Raw genomic sequence first — 17539 nt, forward strand, 5'->3', positions numbered from 1 at the left:
CCTAGAGAATAAGTTACAAAAAATAGATTATAACTGAATGAAAAAATAGCAGATGGCAACACCAAGTTTAAAAAACTGCTAGTTTTAGGTTTGTAACTTGTTTGCTAGCTTCATAAATAAATAACCTAATCCATAGTTCATAACCCATTTTTTATCACTTTTGTAATCATGCAAAAAATAGATATTAGAACCGTAGATGTTATTCAATATTTGCAACCTTTACGAGAGGGTGGCTCGCTGCCTGCTATTGTTAAAGCAGACGATGGGTTTTTGTATGTGCTAAAATTTAGAGGTGCTGGACAAGGTAAAATGGCATTGATTGCAGAATTTATGGGTGGCGAACTGGCAAGGGCCATTGGCTTAAAAGTGCCTGAATTGGTATTTATGAATCTGGATGAATCGTTTAGCAAGACACAACCCGATGAAGAAATTCAAGACTTGCTTAAATTTAGTGTCGGTTTAAATCTGGGCTTGCATTTTTTATCCAGTGCCATCACCTTCGATCCTTTAGTGACTACTGTTGATGGTTTAACGGCTTCAAAAATAGTGCTATTGGATAGCCTTATCAGCAATATTGACCGTACTGATAAAAATACCAATTTATTGTATTGGAACAAGGAATTATGGGTGATTGACAATGGGGCTAGTTTTTATTTTCATCATAATTGGCCAAATTGGACAGAACACCTCACTAGAACCTTCCCGCTTATTAAAGACCATGTGCTTTTAAAAAAAGCGGATCAATTAACCGAGGCAGCCGTTGAGATTAAACGGTTGTTGACTGAGGACATTATTAGGGATATCGTGTCATCCATTCCAGAAGATTGGTTGCAAAGCGAATCGGAAACCATGAGTCCTGCCGACATGAAAGCTGCCTATATGGAATATATGACGACCAAACTTTCAAACATTGATTTACTTGTTAAAGAAGCCGCCGATGCCAGATAAATTCACATTTAAATATGCCATTATTAGAATGGTTCCTAAAGTGGAACGCGAGGAGTTCTTTAATGTGGGTGTGATTCTTTTTTGCAAAAGGAAAAAGTTTTTAGACCTCAAGTACCACATTAGTGAGGCTAAATTAAAAGCGTTTTCTTCTGAAATAGAATTGGAAGTCTTAAATGAGTATTTGAACGCTTGGAAACTCATTTGTAAAGGAGATGCGTCTGGTGGCAAAATAGGTCAGTTAGAATTATCCGAACGGTTTGGATGGCTCACATCTTGTAGAAGTACCATCATTCAAAGTTCTAAAACCTACTCGGGGTTGGATAGCGACCCCCAGAAAGCGCTAAATGATATATTTAATAGGCATGTTTTATAGCATCTTGCGCTATTCTTTAGAAAGGCTTATGCTGGTAATTTTAATTATCTTGGATCTTAAACTACGTATTGCCTAATTAAGGACGGGTATGAGAAAAATCATTACAGTAATCAATAATGACTCAACATGGATGCATTTAATTCGGCAAACTCCCATAACGAACGGATAGTAATCCGCAACGGGGAAATTCTACATATCAGAAACTTTTTTGACAAGGAACTAAGCGACCATTATCTAAACGTTCTTTTGGAATCCATTGATTGGAAACAGGAGAAAATGAACATGTACGGCAAGGAATTACTCTTCCCGAGATTATCAGCTTGGTATGGTGATAGTGACAAACCCTACGCCTTCTCTGGAATCACACTGCAACCTATTGAATGGAGCACGGACTTACTTGAGATAAAAAGACAAGTGGAATCGAAAGTGAATGTTACATTTAACAGCGTTTTGTTAAACCGCTATCGACATGGAAATGATTCCATTTCTTGGCACTCAGATTCAGAAAAAGAATTAGGAAAAAATCCAGTGATTGCATCCGTAAATTTTGGTGCCACAAGAATTTTTCAACTAAGACACATCCAAACAAAGGAAAAAATAGCCATAGAATTATCACACGGTAGCCTTTTGATTATGCTTGGTGAGTTACAACACTTTTGGCAACACCAAATTCCTAAAACAAAAAAAGTTGTGGGTGAAAGAATCAACTTAACTTTTAGAGTTATTAAATAATTCCCTGCCCTAAATTCTCGAATAAACTAGTGTTATCTCTTTGGCAACATATAAGAATAGGCTGAAATATATAACTCTAATTTCTGAGAAAATAGGCGATTAACCCAAGAAATAATAGAAATAAAATTGGTTTTGTTTTTCATAAAAACCATTAACTCCAAGTTTCACGATAAACTGACAATCACAATCTTAACACAAAAATCGATATTTTCGGTTCTTAGGGGTTACCTTTAATAAAAAATAAAAATATGTCACACAATAATAAAAAGTTGTTTGGTGTTTGGATGGACACCCGAAATGCAACAATCGTAGGAAAAAAAGATATAGACACTGAGGAATTCATCATTCTTGGACACGTGGAAAATGCCGGACCAGATAATCATTCTAATGAGAAAACTTCAAACAATCAAGAAATTAGTTTAACGCAAAAATTCTTCAAAGATATTGCCAGCATCATGCCCAATATTGATGAAATCCATATCACTGGAACGGGGCAAATCCAAGAACAGTTTATGAAATTTCTAGCCGAAACCCCGCAATACAAAAATGCAGTTTCAAGTGAAAGCACTTCTAATAAAATGAGCGACGAAAATCTTGCCTCTTTCATTATGGAACACTTCAATTAGAAATCACACTTTCAATTTTATTGAGACCTTAAACAATTGTTTAAGGTTTTTTTTATGAAAACGCAACGACTGTCATTCGAAATCGCTGTTTTATGCGCTCACAAAACACCTAGCTTCCCATACACAACGATATTACTTTTCTGGATTTAACCTCAACCGAATTCACCTCAAAACGGCATTTCACAAAAAAAAAAATTCATTTTCCATGTTTAAGATGTGTGAAAGATATAACTCTTTCTAAGATTTCTGTAGCACTTATTTTTCAATTTGCTCTGAACTTTACAAATCTAACAATCAAACAGCTACAGTCTAAACAAAGTCGTGCTAGTTTGGATAATAAATGTAACGAGATCGTTTAAAGTTGTTTTAAAATAGAAAATAGATGATTCAAATAGGTAAAACTTTAATTTCAGCCATAGTTGGAACTACGGCTATGACTTTATTCAGTTATCTGGTATCTGAATCGAAAAACAAAAACTTTCGAGAACCACAAATAATGGGACAGCTCGTGGAACGATTGCCAACTAGTGATTCAAAAGAATCTGCGCATATGGCAGGATGGGGCATGCATTACGCTACAGGAATTTTGTTCATGCTTATTTATATTAAATTATTGGAGAAAACTGGAGCAAAACCAACTTTGACTTCCGGGGCGCTCTTGGGCGTTACCAGTGGACTTGCAGGAATCCTGGGATGGAAGGGCATGTTTGAAGGGCATCCCAATCCACCGGCAAAAAATCTAAAAGCATTTTTTGGTCATCTCATGCTCGCCCATGTTGTATTTGGTGTTTTCAGTGTCCTCACTCATAAATCCATAGATGGTAATAAAAATTCTTAAAAGCGATGATTACTGCTCCTTACATTCAGCACCATTTTCATTCAGGACTAAGCGGTTTCCAATTGCCATTACCTAAATATTTATCTGTGCCAACTGTCAAACTTTATATACATAGTAATGACAGAGCTACTTAGTCTTGATTATTATAACTACTACCTATTAGCTGCCGGTATCATTACGCTGATAGCCGCCCTGATTCCAAATGTTTTGCGCAAAAAATGGCTAACACCGCCTATTCTTTATCTTTTAATAGGCATCATTATTGCTTTTGCCGGCAGGGAATATACCGACTTTGACGTTATGTTGCACGCAAGCGCCATAAGGCGTGTATCTGAATTTGTGGTAATTATTGCGTTGACAAATGCAGGTTTAAAGATTAAAGAGCCGTTTTCATGGCAGACTTGGAAATACTCCTTCAGATTATTGCTGATTACCATGCCCATTACTATCGTTGGCGCCACATTTGTAGGGTGGTGGTTAGTCGGCCTTGCTCCAGCTACAGCAGTGCTATTTGGTGTGCTTATTTCTCCGACTGATCCTGTACTTGCATCCGACCTGCAAACGAGCCGCCCGAGCAAAAGAGACTCATCAAAAATTCGCCTGGGCCTGACCTCCGAAGCGGGATTAAATGATGGATTGGCGTTCCCATTTACCTACTTTGCCATATTCCTTGCGGCCAAAGGACTTGATTACAGCCAATGGATTGGAGAATGGTTTCTTATCGAAGTCCTATATAAGATTGTTGTTGGTTGCGTCATAGGGTTTCTTGCAGGATGGGTTTTGTATAAACTGATATTTAAGATTACTTCTAAAAACCATCACTCCAAAATAAGCCGTGGAATTCTGTCTTTAGCGCTAACATTGTTACCTTACGGGCTTACGGAACTATTGGGCGGTTACGGATTCATTGCGGTTTTTATTGCGGCTTGTGTCTTTGGCAACAACGTAGAGAAAGCAAAACATATGGACAGTCTCCACGATTTTACCGAGGAAATTGAACGCATTTTTGTTACCTTCCTTTTTATCATGGTGGGCGTATATGTTAGCGCCACGATTTATGAGCTGTTGGATGTCATGACCATCGCTACAGCATTGATTGTACTGTTTATAATCAGGCCACTTGGTGGATGGATCGCATTGTACCGAACTGACTTATCATCATTTGAAAAATTTGCATTATCCTTTTACGGAATCCGCGGTGTTGGTTCTATATTTTATTTGATGTATGCCTTAGGGGAAGCTACCTTTCCAAATTCATACGAACTGATACACGTCACTACGGTAGTCATTGTACTTTCGGTGCTTATCCATGGTATTTCGGTAGCTATACTGAAAAAGTTCAACTGAGTTTGGCAATGGTGTTACGAACATACGCCCGTAACTATAACCCCAAAGCGCGAGCATCTTACTTGTGGTCTTTAGGAATCGAAAAGCTTTGTAAGTAGGCCACGAGCACACAGTTTTGAAAGAAAAAATCACTTACAATTCTTCGAGAACTCAGCCATCAAACATAAACTTTTGTATATTTGAGAAAGCTTAAAAATGACAACTAAGGAAATCATATTAAAAACACTTAAATCCAATAAACCAAAGCTTACCAAACTTGGTATTCGAAATGTTGGTTCATTTGGCTCATATATTCGCAATGAGCAATCAAGTGAAAGTGATATTGATTTATTGATTGATTTTGACCCTGAAAAGGAGAACTTCGATAATTTTATGGCGGTTTATGACTTGTTCGAAAGTATTTTCAAAAATGAAAAGATTGAGGTTGTAACAAAAAATGGGTTAAGTCCATATATTGGTCCTAAAATCTTAAATGAAGTTGAATATGTCTAAAGAACCAAAAGAATTTCTTAGGCACATTCAAGATGATTGGGATGTCATCAAAAACAAAATTCCTGAACTTAATAGAATCAGTCAAGTTTTATCAAAAGAATAAAAACAATGAAACACCTATGAGAATGACATTCACACACGAGGATGATTATTCAGGGTGTTGCTCCCGATAGCTATCGGGATGACAGAAATTTAAAATAATATATACAGATGAAAGTATTATTTATTGGTGGCACCGGCAACATCAGTTCAGCCTGTTCAGAATTAGCCATTTCAAGATGCATTGACTTATATCACTTAAACAGAGGCAAAACGTCTGAAATAAGACCTATTGAAGGTGTAAAAACCATCATTGCTGATATTAGGAACGTGGAGCAAACCAAAAAAGCCATTGAAAATCACCATTTTGATGCGGTGGTAGATTGGATCGCTTTTGAACCCGAACACATACAAAATGATATTGGCTTATTTTCAGGTAAAACAAATCAATTTATTTTTATCAGTTCGGCGTCCATTTACCAAACTCCACCAGAAAAACTTCCAGTAACTGAAGACACCATCTTAGATAATCCGTTTTGGGAGTATTCCAGAAATAAAATTGCTTGTGAAAACCTTTTGCGGGACGCCTACAAAAAGAACGGATTTCCTTATACCATTGTTCGTCCGTCGCACACCTACGATAAAACCAGCATTCCCATAACGGGTGGCTACACGACGTTGCACAGAATGAAACAAGGGCTGCCAGTGATTGTTCATGGCGATGGTACTTCTATTTGGACACTGACACATCATAAAGATTTTGCGGTTGGACTTGTTGGACTTTTAGGAAAACCGAACTCGATTAATGAAGCATATCACATTACAAACGACGAGTGGATTCCTTGGAACCAAATTTATAAGTTGTTTGCAAAAGCCCTCAATGTGGAACCAAAATTAGTTCATGTCCCATCAAAAATAATAGCTACTTATAATAAAGATATTGGTGATGGCTTGTTGGGCGACAAGGCTCATAGTATGATTTTTGACAATACTAAAATTAAAAACACTGTGCCGGATTTCAATGCGACGATTCCTTTCAGCGAAGGCGTTAAAGAGATTGTTTCATGGTATGAGGCCGATGCATCGCGCCAAAAATATGACAAGGACTTTAATGATTTAACCGAACGGATTCTACAGGATTATAAGTGGTTGTAAATCGTATGTATTAGTTCTCGATACAATTTTCTATCGAAAATCACTCGAACTGACATTCAAACATGCCTACAAAAACTCACGATACTGCACTACTCTAAAATCGGTCGTTGTAAAAGAAGGATTGCTGTTTTTAAGTTGTTGGTATAATGGCATACTCCCAATGGCGCGATTGGCAGAACCCGATGCAGAAGTTAAGGATACCGTTTTTATGGTTCTTTCATAACCAGCAGATTGCTTCGCTTCGCTCTCCATGACAGGTAGTTTGAATAGGTGAATTCGGGGAACATCATTCGATACCAATTCCAATGTCATGCCGTAATCTTTAATATGCTTTCTAAAGAAATATTCGGGACCGTTTTTACTATTTCCGCCCGTGAATAATAAGGTATCTATGTTTGGAAATTGCTGTAAATAGCCCACTAGGTTCCGAAGTTGTATGTTTTTCATTCCCAAATCCGAAGCATCTATTTTTTCGCGTTCGCAGCTTTCAACCATATCGCAAATACCAATATTGTGCTGTATTAAAAACTGTTTTCGTTGTTCAACAGCTTCTTCAGAATTGTCATATCTTAAATTCAGATTATGGATGTTGTCTATAAACATCCAAAGGGAATTGTAATAACTACCATAGCAAAAATCGACATCCTTTTCCAATAAATCCCCTATTGAAAACCTTGGCGGCGGTAGTGTGCCAACAATCAATTTTGTAGTGGTTTCGTGTATGAATGGTTTATATGGATGGATGTGCTTAAACACGTTTTACTAGGATTTTTAAGTTAATTTTCGTATCATTAAGATTATAAAACACAACAAAACTATGGGAAAAGGCGATAAAAAAACCAAACGCGGAAAAATACACAGAGGCACTTTTGGAACCAGAAGACCTAGAATCAAGAAAAAACGCTCTGTTGAAAGCAAAATTGATATCGACAACAAAGCCACTGTTAAATAAGTTAGAGACTATTTTTTAGCTTTTCAACCTCAACAATGGTGGTTCTGTAAATCCGTTGGTTTTGCTTGGTCATATTTTGGGACTCCATATAAATGTCGTCTAAAATGGTTTTGGCTTCTTCCGTTTTATTCCTATTCAATAAGAACTTTGCTAGAATAAAACGCTCATCGTAAAATGAATAGCGAATATCAATTTGCTTTAAATTCGTTTCAGCTTCATCGAGTTGTCCTAATTTTTCCAATGCCAATCCATAAAAAAATTGTGATTTTGATTTTAGAAATTCAGAACTGTCTTTTATCTTTTCCGCATACAAAATCACCTCATTAAAATCTTCTACATAAAAATAGCATTCTATAAGTTGCTTACTAGCATATAAATCGTTTTGAAGATTATCGTTTAATGCATCCAAATAATGTGGAATCGCATTCTTATAATCTTTATTTTCTAAATAGGCGTCCGCTAAATTAACTCGGTTTTGGTAGGTTTCAGAAAACTGAAGTTTCTTTTCTAAGTCTTTTATTTTTTTGGCTGGATTGATAATTGAGACAATATTCTCTTGAATTTTATTGGCATCTCGTTTATTATAAACCTGGGTTATTAAATAAATAACACAGCCAATGAGCGGCAGGAATAAAATAACAAACACCCAATAGTACGGATTTCTATTCTTGAACAGATGATAAATACAATACGCTTGTAGGGCAATGATGAGGTAATAATACATTTAAAAACCTTTTTTTACAATGATACAAAATAAGTATTACCTAATGAATACTAATTCGGTTTCGGTTGACATAGGTTCGCTAAAATTATAACCCTCATAATTAAAACCTTTAATATCATCTAAGGTTTTAGCATTGGTGTCGATAATGTAACGCGTCATATAACCTCTGGCTAATTTGGCAAATGTCATGATCATTTTGTATTCACCATTTTTAAAATCCTTAAAGCTACAAGTCACCACTGGTACTTTTAACAATTTAGTGTTTATGGCTTTAAAATATTCGTTACTGGCCAGGTTTAAAAACAATTCGTCTTTTTCCAATTCATCATTAAGGGCTTTTGTAATGGTATTGCTCCAAAACTCATATAGGTTTTTGTTTTTCCCAACAGGAAAACTAGTGCCCATTTCCAAACGGTAAGGTTGTATTAAATCCGTTGGTTTTAACAAGCCGTACAAACCAGAAATAATACGCACTGTGTTATTTAAAGTCTCGTATTTTTCTTCGGGAATAGTGTAAGCATCGAGTCCGCGATACACATCACCACTAAACGCATAAATAGCTGGTCTGGCATTATCCGTTGTAAAAGGTAATTGCCATTGTTGATTGCGTTCATAATTTAAGCGTCCCAAAGCATCAGAAATACTCATAAGCTTCGATAAACTTTTAGCAGATTTCTTTTTAAGAAGCTTATTGATACGCTCTGAATCCTTTAAAAACCGAGCTTCAGTAAAACAACTATTTGGCAACTTACTTTCAAAATCCAGAGACTTTGCTGGGGATAATACTAATTTCATCAGTAATTTTTATTGTTTTAAGAGGTCTGATGCAATGCCTTTTAAAAAAATCCATTTGTTTGGAATCTTAAGATAAACTGCATTTCATCAGATAATTATATTGTTTAGGGGTCGGACGCCATTATTGAAGGCATATTATGTGTTTAAATTAAATCATTTCAAATTTACAATTAGTAAATCACTTTTAAAATGCAAACCAACAATTATTTGTAATGGAAGCATAAATTGTATTGATTATTTAAATACTAAATTTTGTGATAAAAAATAGTTAACTTCGTTTTACAACTAAAACCAATATCAATAAAATGAGAACATTACGCAATTTATTAGTACTTACCGTTGTATCAATATCCACCCTTAACACCCATGCACAAAATATGATAGAAGACCAGAAAAAATCAGAAAAAACATTTATTGAATATGCCGACGACGCCTTAGAAGTCATGACAAAAGAAGCTTTAAACATGGACATAAAAGGCGTGGGCATCGTTTGCTATATACCTGGGAATGAAACCAAATCTTGGATATCTAAAATGATTGTCGTAAAAACCACTGGCACTCAAAAACAAAACTTTATAGCTGTGGCACATTCTAAAGCCGCTGAAATGGCAGAAACACTCATCAACAGTGGCAGTAATATCAGAGAACCAAAAATGGGTGAGTTTGGATATATTGGTGGTGTCATTAAAAAAATTGATTCCGGTTATTTATTAGCCACGTTTTCGGGAGCAACAGGTGAACAAGATGTAGAAGTTTCCACTAAAGTATTGGATTGGTTTATTACTAAATTCCAATAATTCAAAAAGGCACCGTTCTTATAATTCGGAAAAATTATAAAATGGTTTATTAATAAGCGACTATTAATAAAAAAATTACGCAATCGGTTGTTTCATTTGAAAAAAAATCTATTTTTGATAAAATAAAACATATTCTGATCAATATAACACATATTTTATAACGAACTTTTAAAAAAAAGAAGACTTCAAGTGTTTTGGTTTTCTTATGCTTATGTCTTTATAAAGATTTGAAATACACAAATTCATTTTTATTATCAAATATCAACTAAACTAAAACCACCATTTATGAAAAATGTTTTAAAGGAACTCATCGCAAAAAATAAAGAAGAAGAAAAAAACTATACAACATCCAGACAGGCAGAAATTGATAATCCGAAAACGGGTGATGATAGAAGAACCTTTCTGAAAAAAACAGCCTTGGGCGGCATGGCATTAACAAGCCTTGTAGGTCTATCCATGGAAGACACCATGGCGCAAACCACCTCTAAAGTCAATCGTTTTTCTGCGCCTTCCGATTTAAAAATAACCGATATGCGCTATGCCCTAACCAACGTTATGGGAGGTACGGCCATCATTAGAATAGACACCAATCAAGGTATTTATGGCTTGGGTGAAGTTAGGGATGCTGCCGATGTGCGCTATGCTCTATTTTTAAAAAGCCGTATTCTTGGTGAAAACCCATGCAACGTTGAAAAAATATTTAAGACCATCAAACAATTTGGTGGTCCTGCACGACAAGCGGGAGGCGTTTGTGCTGTTGAAATGGCGTTGTGGGATTTATGCGGAAAGGCTTATAATGTACCTGCTTGGCAATTGTTAGGCGGCCGTTATCGCGATAAAATCAGATTGTATGCCGATACGCCTGAAGCAAGTTCGCCTGAAGAACAAAAAAAGCTGATTGAGTTCCGAATGAAAGACCAAGGCTATACGTGGTTAAAAATGGACGTGTCCGTTACCGAACTAAAAGGGAAACCAGGAACCGTAGTGAATGGAAAATTTTGGGAAGATTCAAGGGGCAATTTAGCACAGTGGGGCGATCAAGAAAATATGATGTCGTATGCCAACACCATGCATCCTTTTACTCAAATACAGATTACCGAAAAAGGGTTGGAAGAATTGGCTAGTATTGTGGAGAATGTCCGTAACATGGTTGGGTATGAAGTGCCTATTTCTACAGACCACTATGGGCATTTCGACTTAAATAATGGGATTCGTTTAGCCAAAGCATTGGATAAATACCGTTTGGCTTGGTTTGAAGATATGGTGCCATGGCAATACACGGAACAATGGAAAACCATTACCACTGCTATTGAAACGCCTACCACCACTGGTGAGGACATTTATTTATTAAAAGACTTTAAACCCTTAATCCATGAACGTGCTGTGGATATTGTCCATCCAGACCTAGCGTCTTCTGGTGGCTTATTAGAAACGAAGCGTATTGGTGATTATGCTGAGGAATTTGGTATTGCCATGGCATTGCACCAAGCCGGTACGCCCGTATCGTTTATGGCGAGTGTGCATTGTGCGGCTTCTACACAGAACTTCTTGGCACAGGAGCACCATTCAGTGGACATCCCTTGGTGGGAAAGTTTGGTTAAAATGACTGATGGCGGAAAAATGATTGAGAACGGATACGCCAGAGTGCCACTTACTGCGCCTGGTTTGGGTATCGAATTAAATGAAGATGTATTGAAAGAGCATTTACACCCTAGGGATAATAGTTATTTCAAATCTACAGATGAATGGAACGAAAGACGCTCACACGATAGAACTTACAGCTAATAACCAACCCAATTAAATAATTAATTACACATGAAAAAAATAATTTTAGCAACCTTGAGCTTGTTTACGTTTTATACCATTCAGGCCCAAGAAGTCGCTGCTACTCCAGAATATATTAAAATGCTCACATCTAAATGGACAGGTGAGCGTTTAGATGATGGCAGACCCAAAGTGTCTGATGCGCTTTTACAGCGGTTAAAGAAAATCCGCATTGAAGAAGCTTGGGGATATTTAAGAAATAAAGGGTTTAACAACCAACATGAAGGCAATTGGCAAATAATCCATCCAAACGATGTCATGACAGGGCGCGTGCTTACCACCCAATACATGCCATTGCGTCCCGACTATCAGCAAGTCATAAAAAAACAAGGTGGTTTGGAAAAACGCGATACCATTGGCGGCAGCAACTCGTGGCCAATAGAAATATTAAAACCGGGCGATGTGTATGTCGCAGATGGATACGGACGTATTGTAGATGGCACGTTAATAGGTTCTAACCTTGGAAATGCCATTTATGCCAATTCCAAAAACGGGGTTATTTTTGATGGTGGCATTCGCGATTTAGGTGGTTTATTGGACATTGAAGGTTTTAATGGCTGGTACCGTGGCGAAGACCCATCGTACCTACAACAAGAAATGCTGACCTCTATTAATATGCCCATCCGTATTGGTAGAACTACGGTGTTGCCGGGCGATGTCGTTTTGGCAAACCGCCATGGCACTATTTTTATCCCTGCCCATTTGGTAGATGAATTGGTTATTTCCTCAGAATTTGTGGCATTACAAGACGAATTTGGTTTTCAACGCTTGCGTGAAAAAAAATATCTGGCAGGGCAAATTGATACTAGATGGACTAACGAGATAAAAGACGATTTTAAAGACTGGTTACAAAAATATCCTGATAACAAATTACCCATGACACGTCAGGAATTGAATGATTATTTGAAGGTTAAGGATTTTTAGTTTTGTGAGTAATGTTCTGTTGTTACGTTTTGCTACTGATTTAAACTATTAAAAAAAGTTCATATCAAAACATTACCTGCAAGCTCTGAAAGGAGCATTGCTCATAATAACGACAATTTTAATAAGTTCTTGCAATTCTCAGACAACAGGAATGACTATGAATGAAATTGACAATACGTTAATTAAAGAAATAAAGAACAACAAGACCCCTTCTGTTCAATACTGCTTTTTCACTCAAGACACCATTCTGAAATCGGTTCAAATGGGTTTTGCCGACATTTATGGACAAAAAAAAGTCGATAAGAATACTACCTACAATGCCTTTTCAATAACCAAAACATTTACTGCTTTGGCGATATTGCAATTATCCGATAGAGGAAAGATAGACATTAATAAGCCTGTAAATCAATATTTATCCGAATTTCCTTATGGAGCAAACATAACAGTCAAAAACTTATTAACTCATACAGCAGGTATACCGAACCCAATTCCCCTTGCATGGATACATTTGGAAATTGAACATAAAACCTTTGATAGAGACTCGTTCTTTCAACCAGTTTTTGATAAAAACGACAAAGTAAAATCAAAACCCAACGAAAAATTTAAATACTCAAATTTAGGCTATATGGTTTTGGGACTACTTATTGAAAAAGTAACTGGGAATACATATGAAGACTATATCACGGAAAATATAATCCGAAGATTACCTATCAATCCCTATGATTTAGCTTTTGTTGCTAACAACGGTGAAGTACATGCTAAAGGATATCACAAAAAAATGTCTTTTTCCAATCTCTTGCTAGGGTTCTTTATTGACAAGTCCAAGTTTATGGGAAAAACAGAAGGAAAGTGGCGTTCGTTTAATAACTATTACGTAAATGGATCTCCCTATGGAGGGTTGATTGGCAGTCCCACTTCATTTGTCAAATACATCCAAGAATTGTTGAAAGAAAAAAGTGTTTTGATTTCCGAAGAAAATAAAGCTCTACTGTTTCAGGAAAATAAAAATAATAAAGGAGAAAACACTGGATTGTGTTTGAGTTGGTTTTCGGGAGAACTAAATGGCAATAAGTACTTTGCACACGCAGGTGGCGGTGGTGGTTATTATTGTGAAATCAGAATTTATACCGAAATAAATAAGGGAAGTATTATTTTCTTTAATCGGACGGGATTGTCAGATGAAAGATTCTTAGATAAACTGGATAAATATTTTATAAATGAATAATAGGCTTCAAGTAATATGTATAATTAAATTGCTAGTTTAAGCGTCCTTACGAAAATCATTGCATTCCTTCCCGTTAGTTATCGGGATTCGCAGGAAATCGAAGATTCAACGAAGTCAATGACAGAAAATCATGCAAAGTAACCCTACTCCTCTAACTCCTGATACTTAGAATAGGTTCGCCATTTTTCAATACATTGTAGCATATCTTCAGGAATATCAGAATTAAAGCGCATAAACTCCCCGGTTTTGGGATGCACAAATCCTAAGGTTTTGGCATGTAGCGCTTGCCGTGGCAAGATTTTAAAACAGTTATCTACAAACTGCTTGTATTTTGTAAATGTGGTGCCTTTTAAAATGAGGTCACCACCATAACGTTCGTCATTAAACAAGGTATGTCCTATGTGTTTCATATGTACACGTATTTGGTGTGTACGCCCAGTTTCCAACTTGCACGACACCAAAGTGACATAACCTAAACGTTCCAACACTTTATAATGGGTGACAGCGGGTTTGCCTTTATCGGCTTCATCACCTAAATAAACCGTGTTTTGCAATCTGTTTTTGGGATGTCTACCAATATGACCTTCAACGGTGCCTTCCTCCTCTTCCATATTTCCCCAAACCAAAGCAACATACTCGCGCTCGCTGGTTTTTTCGGCAAACTGTAATGCCAAATGTGCCATGGCCTGTTCGGTCTTGGCAATCACCAAAAGTCCGCTGGTATCTTTATCAATTCTATGAACCAAACCGGGACGGTCGCTAGAATTATTTGGTAAATTATCAAATCTATAAATCAAGGCATTTATTAAGGTTCCCGAATAATTGCCATGCCCAGGATGCACTACCATACCCGCTGGTTTATTCACTACCAAAAGTTCATCATCTTCATAAACCACATCAATTGGTATATTTTCGCCTACCAATAAATGTTCATGTGGTGGATGCGTAAACAATACCCGAATGGAGTCATAAGGTTTAACTTTGTAATTGGATTTTACGGGAACATCATTAACGAAAATACTGCCGTTTTTGGCACCGTTTTGAATTTTATTTCGGGTCGCATTTTCAATACGGTTCATTAAATATTTATCGATTCGAAGTGGACTCTGTCCCTTATCAACCGTAAATGCGTAATGTTCGTAAAGATCACTTTCTTCCTCAATAAATTCTGGTGTATAGTCTTCCATTTAGTATATTAACTGGGATTAACCAGTGGCATTTTATTACTTTAATTAATTTAGTTTATGTTGGAAGATTAATTAAGGTCCTCAGAATCAATTGGAGCTAAACTATCTTGTTCGCTAGACATGCCAGGTCTGTTACCATTACCAAGCACCAAGTCTATTTTAGCCATTTTTGGAAGTTTGGTATCGGCATGGATTTCCTTACCATTATGAAGCATTTTTAACACGACATCTTTACCAATATTATCAACATAAGTTCGATTTCCTAATTGAAACCCTAAAGCTTCGAGCGATGGCAATGCTTGTCTTAATGTTTTCTCGGTTAAATTTGGCACCAGCATTTTTCTGTAACCCGACGGATTAAGCGTGATGTATATTTTTCTATTTTCCTTTACTTTGGTTCCTGCAGCAGGATCTTGTTCTATCACCGAAAACTTGGGATAATCTGGATTGTAATTTGCGGAATCTTGAATTTGCATAACTAAATTATTGTTATTCAGTTCCATTTCTGCAACACTTATAGATTTACCAGCAAGATTTGGTACGGTTTCGAATTTACCATGGTTGGTGGAAATATTTAACCACTTCATTAAAATAAAAGTAAGTACAATAATAGCAACAACAGCGATTGCTAATTGTTTTAAAAATGTTTTACTGGACAGAAATTTAATAATGCTCATGACTTGAAAATATTTAACAAAACTAAACAAATTATATGATTCAAAAATCCGATTCGTTCAATTTTCGGTTTTGTATATACGTTTATCAAAAATAAAAAGGTTTCTATTTCATGCAATTATTTCATATTTCTTCATTCCTTTTAGAAAAAATAAATGATATTTTTACAAAACGGTTAAACCTCATTATTTATTTAAAAACTGATATGAAATGAGCGTAACGAAAACGCTATGCAACAACCAATGAAGATATGTGACCCGAGCGATAGCGAACAGGTGAAGCAATTGCATATGACCGATAAAAAACAATAACTATCTACTATGAAAAAAAATATTGCCATCATTATGGGAGGGTACTCCAGCGAATATAAAATCTCTTTGATAAGCGGAAACGTGGTTTATGAAACTCTGGACACCTCAAAATTTAATGCCTATCGTATTCATATTTTTAAAGAGAAATGGGTATATGTTGATGCCAATGATGCTGAATTCCCTGTTGATAAAAATGATTTTTCGGTTTTCGTAAACGGACAAAAAATAACATTCGATTGTGTATTTAATGCCATACACGGCTCCCCTGGAGAAGATGGCCATATGCAAGGGTATTTTAAAATGCTGAATATTCCACAAACAGCTTGCGATATGTACCAAGCGTCTATTACTTTTAATAAACGCGATTGCTTAAGTGTTTTAAAACCTTATGGCATAAAAACGGCTGAATCTTATTATATAAATCTCGGCGATGTTATTGATGAAGATGCCATTATCAAGAAAGTTGGATTGCCTTGTTTTGTAAAAGCCAATAAAGCAGGTAGTAGTTTTGGCGTGAGTAAAGTGTATAAAAAAGAAGAGTTGCAACAAGCTATTGCTGTATCCTTTAAGGAAGACGACGAGATTATTATTGAATCTTTTTTGAATGGCAAAGAAGTCTCTGTGGGTGTGATAACTTATAAAGGTGAGACTAAAGTGTTGCCAATTACCGAGATTGTTAGTGAGAATGATTTTTTTGATTATGAAGCTAAGTACCAAGGAAAATCAAAAGAAATAACCCCAGCCAGATTATCCAAAGAGGAGGAAGACAAAATTAATAAAGTAGCCAAACAAGTGTATGAAGCTTTAAGGATGAAAGGTTTCTCTAGAAGTGAATATATTTTTAAAAATGGTGAACCACATTTGTTGGAAGTCAACACCATTCCTGGATTGACCAAAGAAAGTATTTTGCCACAACAAGCTCAAGCAGCTGGTATTAGTTTAGCCGACTTGTTTGATAACGCGATTGAGGAGGCTTTGAAATAATTAGTGCCTCCCTTAGTCCCTCCAAAGGAGGGAAACTACTATTGAAATCAAACAAACTTAAAATAGAATTGTATATTTACATAAATAATTTCTCCCCTTTGGGGAGATTAAGAGGGGAGAATGAAACGAGCCATATTTCCAGGGTCCTTTGACCCCATTACATTAGGACACTACGATATTATTAAACGTGGTGTAGAATTGTTTGATGAAGTTATTGTAGCCATCGGAATTAATTCTGAAAAAAAATACATGTTCTCTCTAGAAGAGCGTAAGGCATTTATTGAAGAAGCTTTTAAAAATGAGCCAAGGGTAAAAGTGATGACCTACGAAGGTTTAACCGTCCAATTCTGTAAAGAAATTAAAGTGCCTTTTATTTTACGCGGCCTTAGAAATCCTGCCGATTTTGAATTTGAAAAAGCCATAGCACATACCAACAGAAAACTTTCTAAGATTGAAACAGTCTTTCTATTAACTGCTGCGAGCACATCTTACATAAGCTCAAGTATTGTGAGGGATGTAATTAAAAATAATGGTGATTATACGGTGCTTGTTCCTGAGAGTGTTCGGGTGAAGTGATCTTTGGGTGTTAGG

Annotated in this window: 20 protein-coding genes; 15 read left to right on the top strand and 5 right to left on the bottom strand. The window is 36.2% G+C overall.

Features of this window, described 5'->3' with window-relative positions; translation table 11 throughout:
- Positions 1-168: 168 nt before the first annotated feature.
- From CSW08_RS16575 to CSW08_RS16610, 8 genes are all read left to right on the top strand, one after another.
- Complete coding sequence (locus CSW08_RS16575) at positions 169-948, top strand: HipA family kinase (protein ID WP_106661040.1); 780 nt, start codon at positions 169-171, stop codon at positions 946-948.
- Entirely contained in the window at positions 938-1321 is a 384-nt protein-coding gene (locus CSW08_RS16580; RefSeq protein ID WP_106661041.1) for a DUF3037 domain-containing protein, read from the top strand. Before CSW08_RS16575 ends, CSW08_RS16580 begins: the two co-directional genes overlap by 11 nt.
- Before the next feature lie 126 nt (positions 1322-1447).
- Positions 1448-2053, top strand: coding sequence for an alpha-ketoglutarate-dependent dioxygenase AlkB family protein (locus CSW08_RS16585; RefSeq protein ID WP_106661042.1), 606 nt, complete (start codon positions 1448-1450; stop codon positions 2051-2053).
- 248 nt (positions 2054-2301) lie between these two features.
- Positions 2302-2679: a hypothetical protein gene (locus tag CSW08_RS16590; RefSeq protein ID WP_106661043.1), complete on the top strand. Its 378-nt coding sequence runs from the start codon at positions 2302-2304 to the stop codon at positions 2677-2679.
- 382 nt (positions 2680-3061) lie between these two features.
- Positions 3062-3517, top strand: a complete 456-nt coding sequence (locus CSW08_RS16595) for a hypothetical protein (protein ID WP_106661044.1) — start codon at positions 3062-3064, stop codon at positions 3515-3517.
- Positions 3518-3634: 117 nt separating this feature from the next.
- Positions 3635-4864: a cation:proton antiporter gene (locus CSW08_RS16600; RefSeq protein ID WP_106661045.1), complete on the top strand. Its 1230-nt coding sequence runs from the start codon at positions 3635-3637 to the stop codon at positions 4862-4864.
- A 195-nt stretch (positions 4865-5059) separates the two neighbouring features.
- The gene (locus tag CSW08_RS16605; RefSeq protein ID WP_106661046.1) at positions 5060-5356 is read left to right on the top strand and encodes a nucleotidyltransferase family protein; all 297 of its coding nucleotides are present in this window, start codon (positions 5060-5062) and stop codon (positions 5354-5356) included.
- Between the two features lie 210 nt (positions 5357-5566).
- Positions 5567-6550, top strand: coding sequence for an NAD-dependent epimerase/dehydratase family protein (locus CSW08_RS16610; RefSeq protein ID WP_106661047.1), 984 nt, complete (start codon positions 5567-5569; stop codon positions 6548-6550).
- Positions 6551-6616: 66 nt separating this feature from the next.
- Here the strand turns inward: CSW08_RS16610 and CSW08_RS16615 are convergent, their stop codons facing one another.
- The gene (locus CSW08_RS16615) at positions 6617-7306 is read right to left on the bottom strand and encodes a uracil-DNA glycosylase family protein (protein ID WP_106661048.1); all 690 of its coding nucleotides are present in this window, start codon (positions 7304-7306) and stop codon (positions 6617-6619) included.
- A 61-nt stretch (positions 7307-7367) separates the two neighbouring features.
- On the opposite strand from CSW08_RS16615, the gene CSW08_RS16620 reads away from it, so the two are divergent.
- Entirely contained in the window at positions 7368-7502 is a 135-nt protein-coding gene (locus tag CSW08_RS16620) for a 30S ribosomal protein THX (protein ID WP_106661049.1), read from the top strand.
- 1 nt (position 7503) lies between these two features.
- Here CSW08_RS16620 and CSW08_RS16625 read toward each other — a convergent pair whose 3' ends face one another.
- Both CSW08_RS16625 and yaaA read right to left on the bottom strand, forming a co-directional pair.
- Positions 7504-8226, bottom strand: a complete 723-nt coding sequence (locus CSW08_RS16625) for a hypothetical protein (RefSeq protein WP_106661050.1) — start codon at positions 8224-8226, stop codon at positions 7504-7506.
- A gap of 36 nt (positions 8227-8262) precedes the next feature.
- Entirely contained in the window at positions 8263-9021 is a 759-nt protein-coding gene (gene yaaA, locus CSW08_RS16630; protein WP_106661051.1) for a peroxide stress protein YaaA, read from the bottom strand.
- Positions 9022-9326: 305 nt separating this feature from the next.
- On the opposite strand from yaaA, the gene CSW08_RS16635 reads away from it, so the two are divergent.
- From CSW08_RS16635 to CSW08_RS16650, 4 genes are all read left to right on the top strand, one after another.
- Positions 9327-9818: a hypothetical protein gene (locus CSW08_RS16635; RefSeq protein WP_106661052.1), complete on the top strand. Its 492-nt coding sequence runs from the start codon at positions 9327-9329 to the stop codon at positions 9816-9818.
- Between the two features lie 285 nt (positions 9819-10103).
- A complete protein-coding gene (locus CSW08_RS16640; RefSeq protein ID WP_106661053.1) occupies positions 10104-11603 on the top strand; it encodes a mandelate racemase/muconate lactonizing enzyme family protein in 1500 nt (499 codons plus the stop codon).
- Between the two features lie 30 nt (positions 11604-11633).
- The gene (locus CSW08_RS16645) at positions 11634-12566 is read left to right on the top strand and encodes an RraA family protein (protein ID WP_106661054.1); all 933 of its coding nucleotides are present in this window, start codon (positions 11634-11636) and stop codon (positions 12564-12566) included.
- A gap of 157 nt (positions 12567-12723) precedes the next feature.
- Positions 12724-13791 (top strand): serine hydrolase domain-containing protein, encoded by a 1068-nt coding sequence (locus tag CSW08_RS16650; protein ID WP_157831527.1) that lies wholly within the window; start codon positions 12724-12726, stop codon positions 13789-13791.
- A gap of 143 nt (positions 13792-13934) precedes the next feature.
- Here the strand turns inward: CSW08_RS16650 and CSW08_RS16655 are convergent, their stop codons facing one another.
- On the bottom strand, positions 13935-14978 hold the full coding sequence (locus CSW08_RS16655) for an RluA family pseudouridine synthase (protein WP_106661056.1): 1044 nt from the start codon (positions 14976-14978) through the stop codon (positions 13935-13937).
- Between the two features lie 68 nt (positions 14979-15046).
- Positions 15047-15655 carry a PASTA domain-containing protein gene (locus tag CSW08_RS16660; RefSeq protein ID WP_106661057.1) on the bottom strand — a complete coding sequence of 203 codons (609 nt, stop codon included), beginning with the start codon at positions 15653-15655 and terminating at the stop codon, positions 15047-15049.
- Between the two features lie 318 nt (positions 15656-15973).
- Between CSW08_RS16660 and CSW08_RS16665 the strand changes: the two genes are divergently transcribed.
- Positions 15974-16948: a D-alanine--D-alanine ligase gene (locus CSW08_RS16665; protein ID WP_106661058.1), complete on the top strand. Its 975-nt coding sequence runs from the start codon at positions 15974-15976 to the stop codon at positions 16946-16948.
- A gap of 120 nt (positions 16949-17068) precedes the next feature.
- A complete protein-coding gene (gene coaD / locus CSW08_RS16670; RefSeq protein WP_106661059.1) occupies positions 17069-17524 on the top strand; it encodes a pantetheine-phosphate adenylyltransferase in 456 nt (151 codons plus the stop codon).
- Positions 17525-17539: the final 15 nt, after the last annotated feature.

The organism is Confluentibacter flavum (assembly GCF_002843175.1).
Classification (GTDB): domain Bacteria; phylum Bacteroidota; class Bacteroidia; order Flavobacteriales; family Flavobacteriaceae; genus Confluentibacter; species Confluentibacter flavum.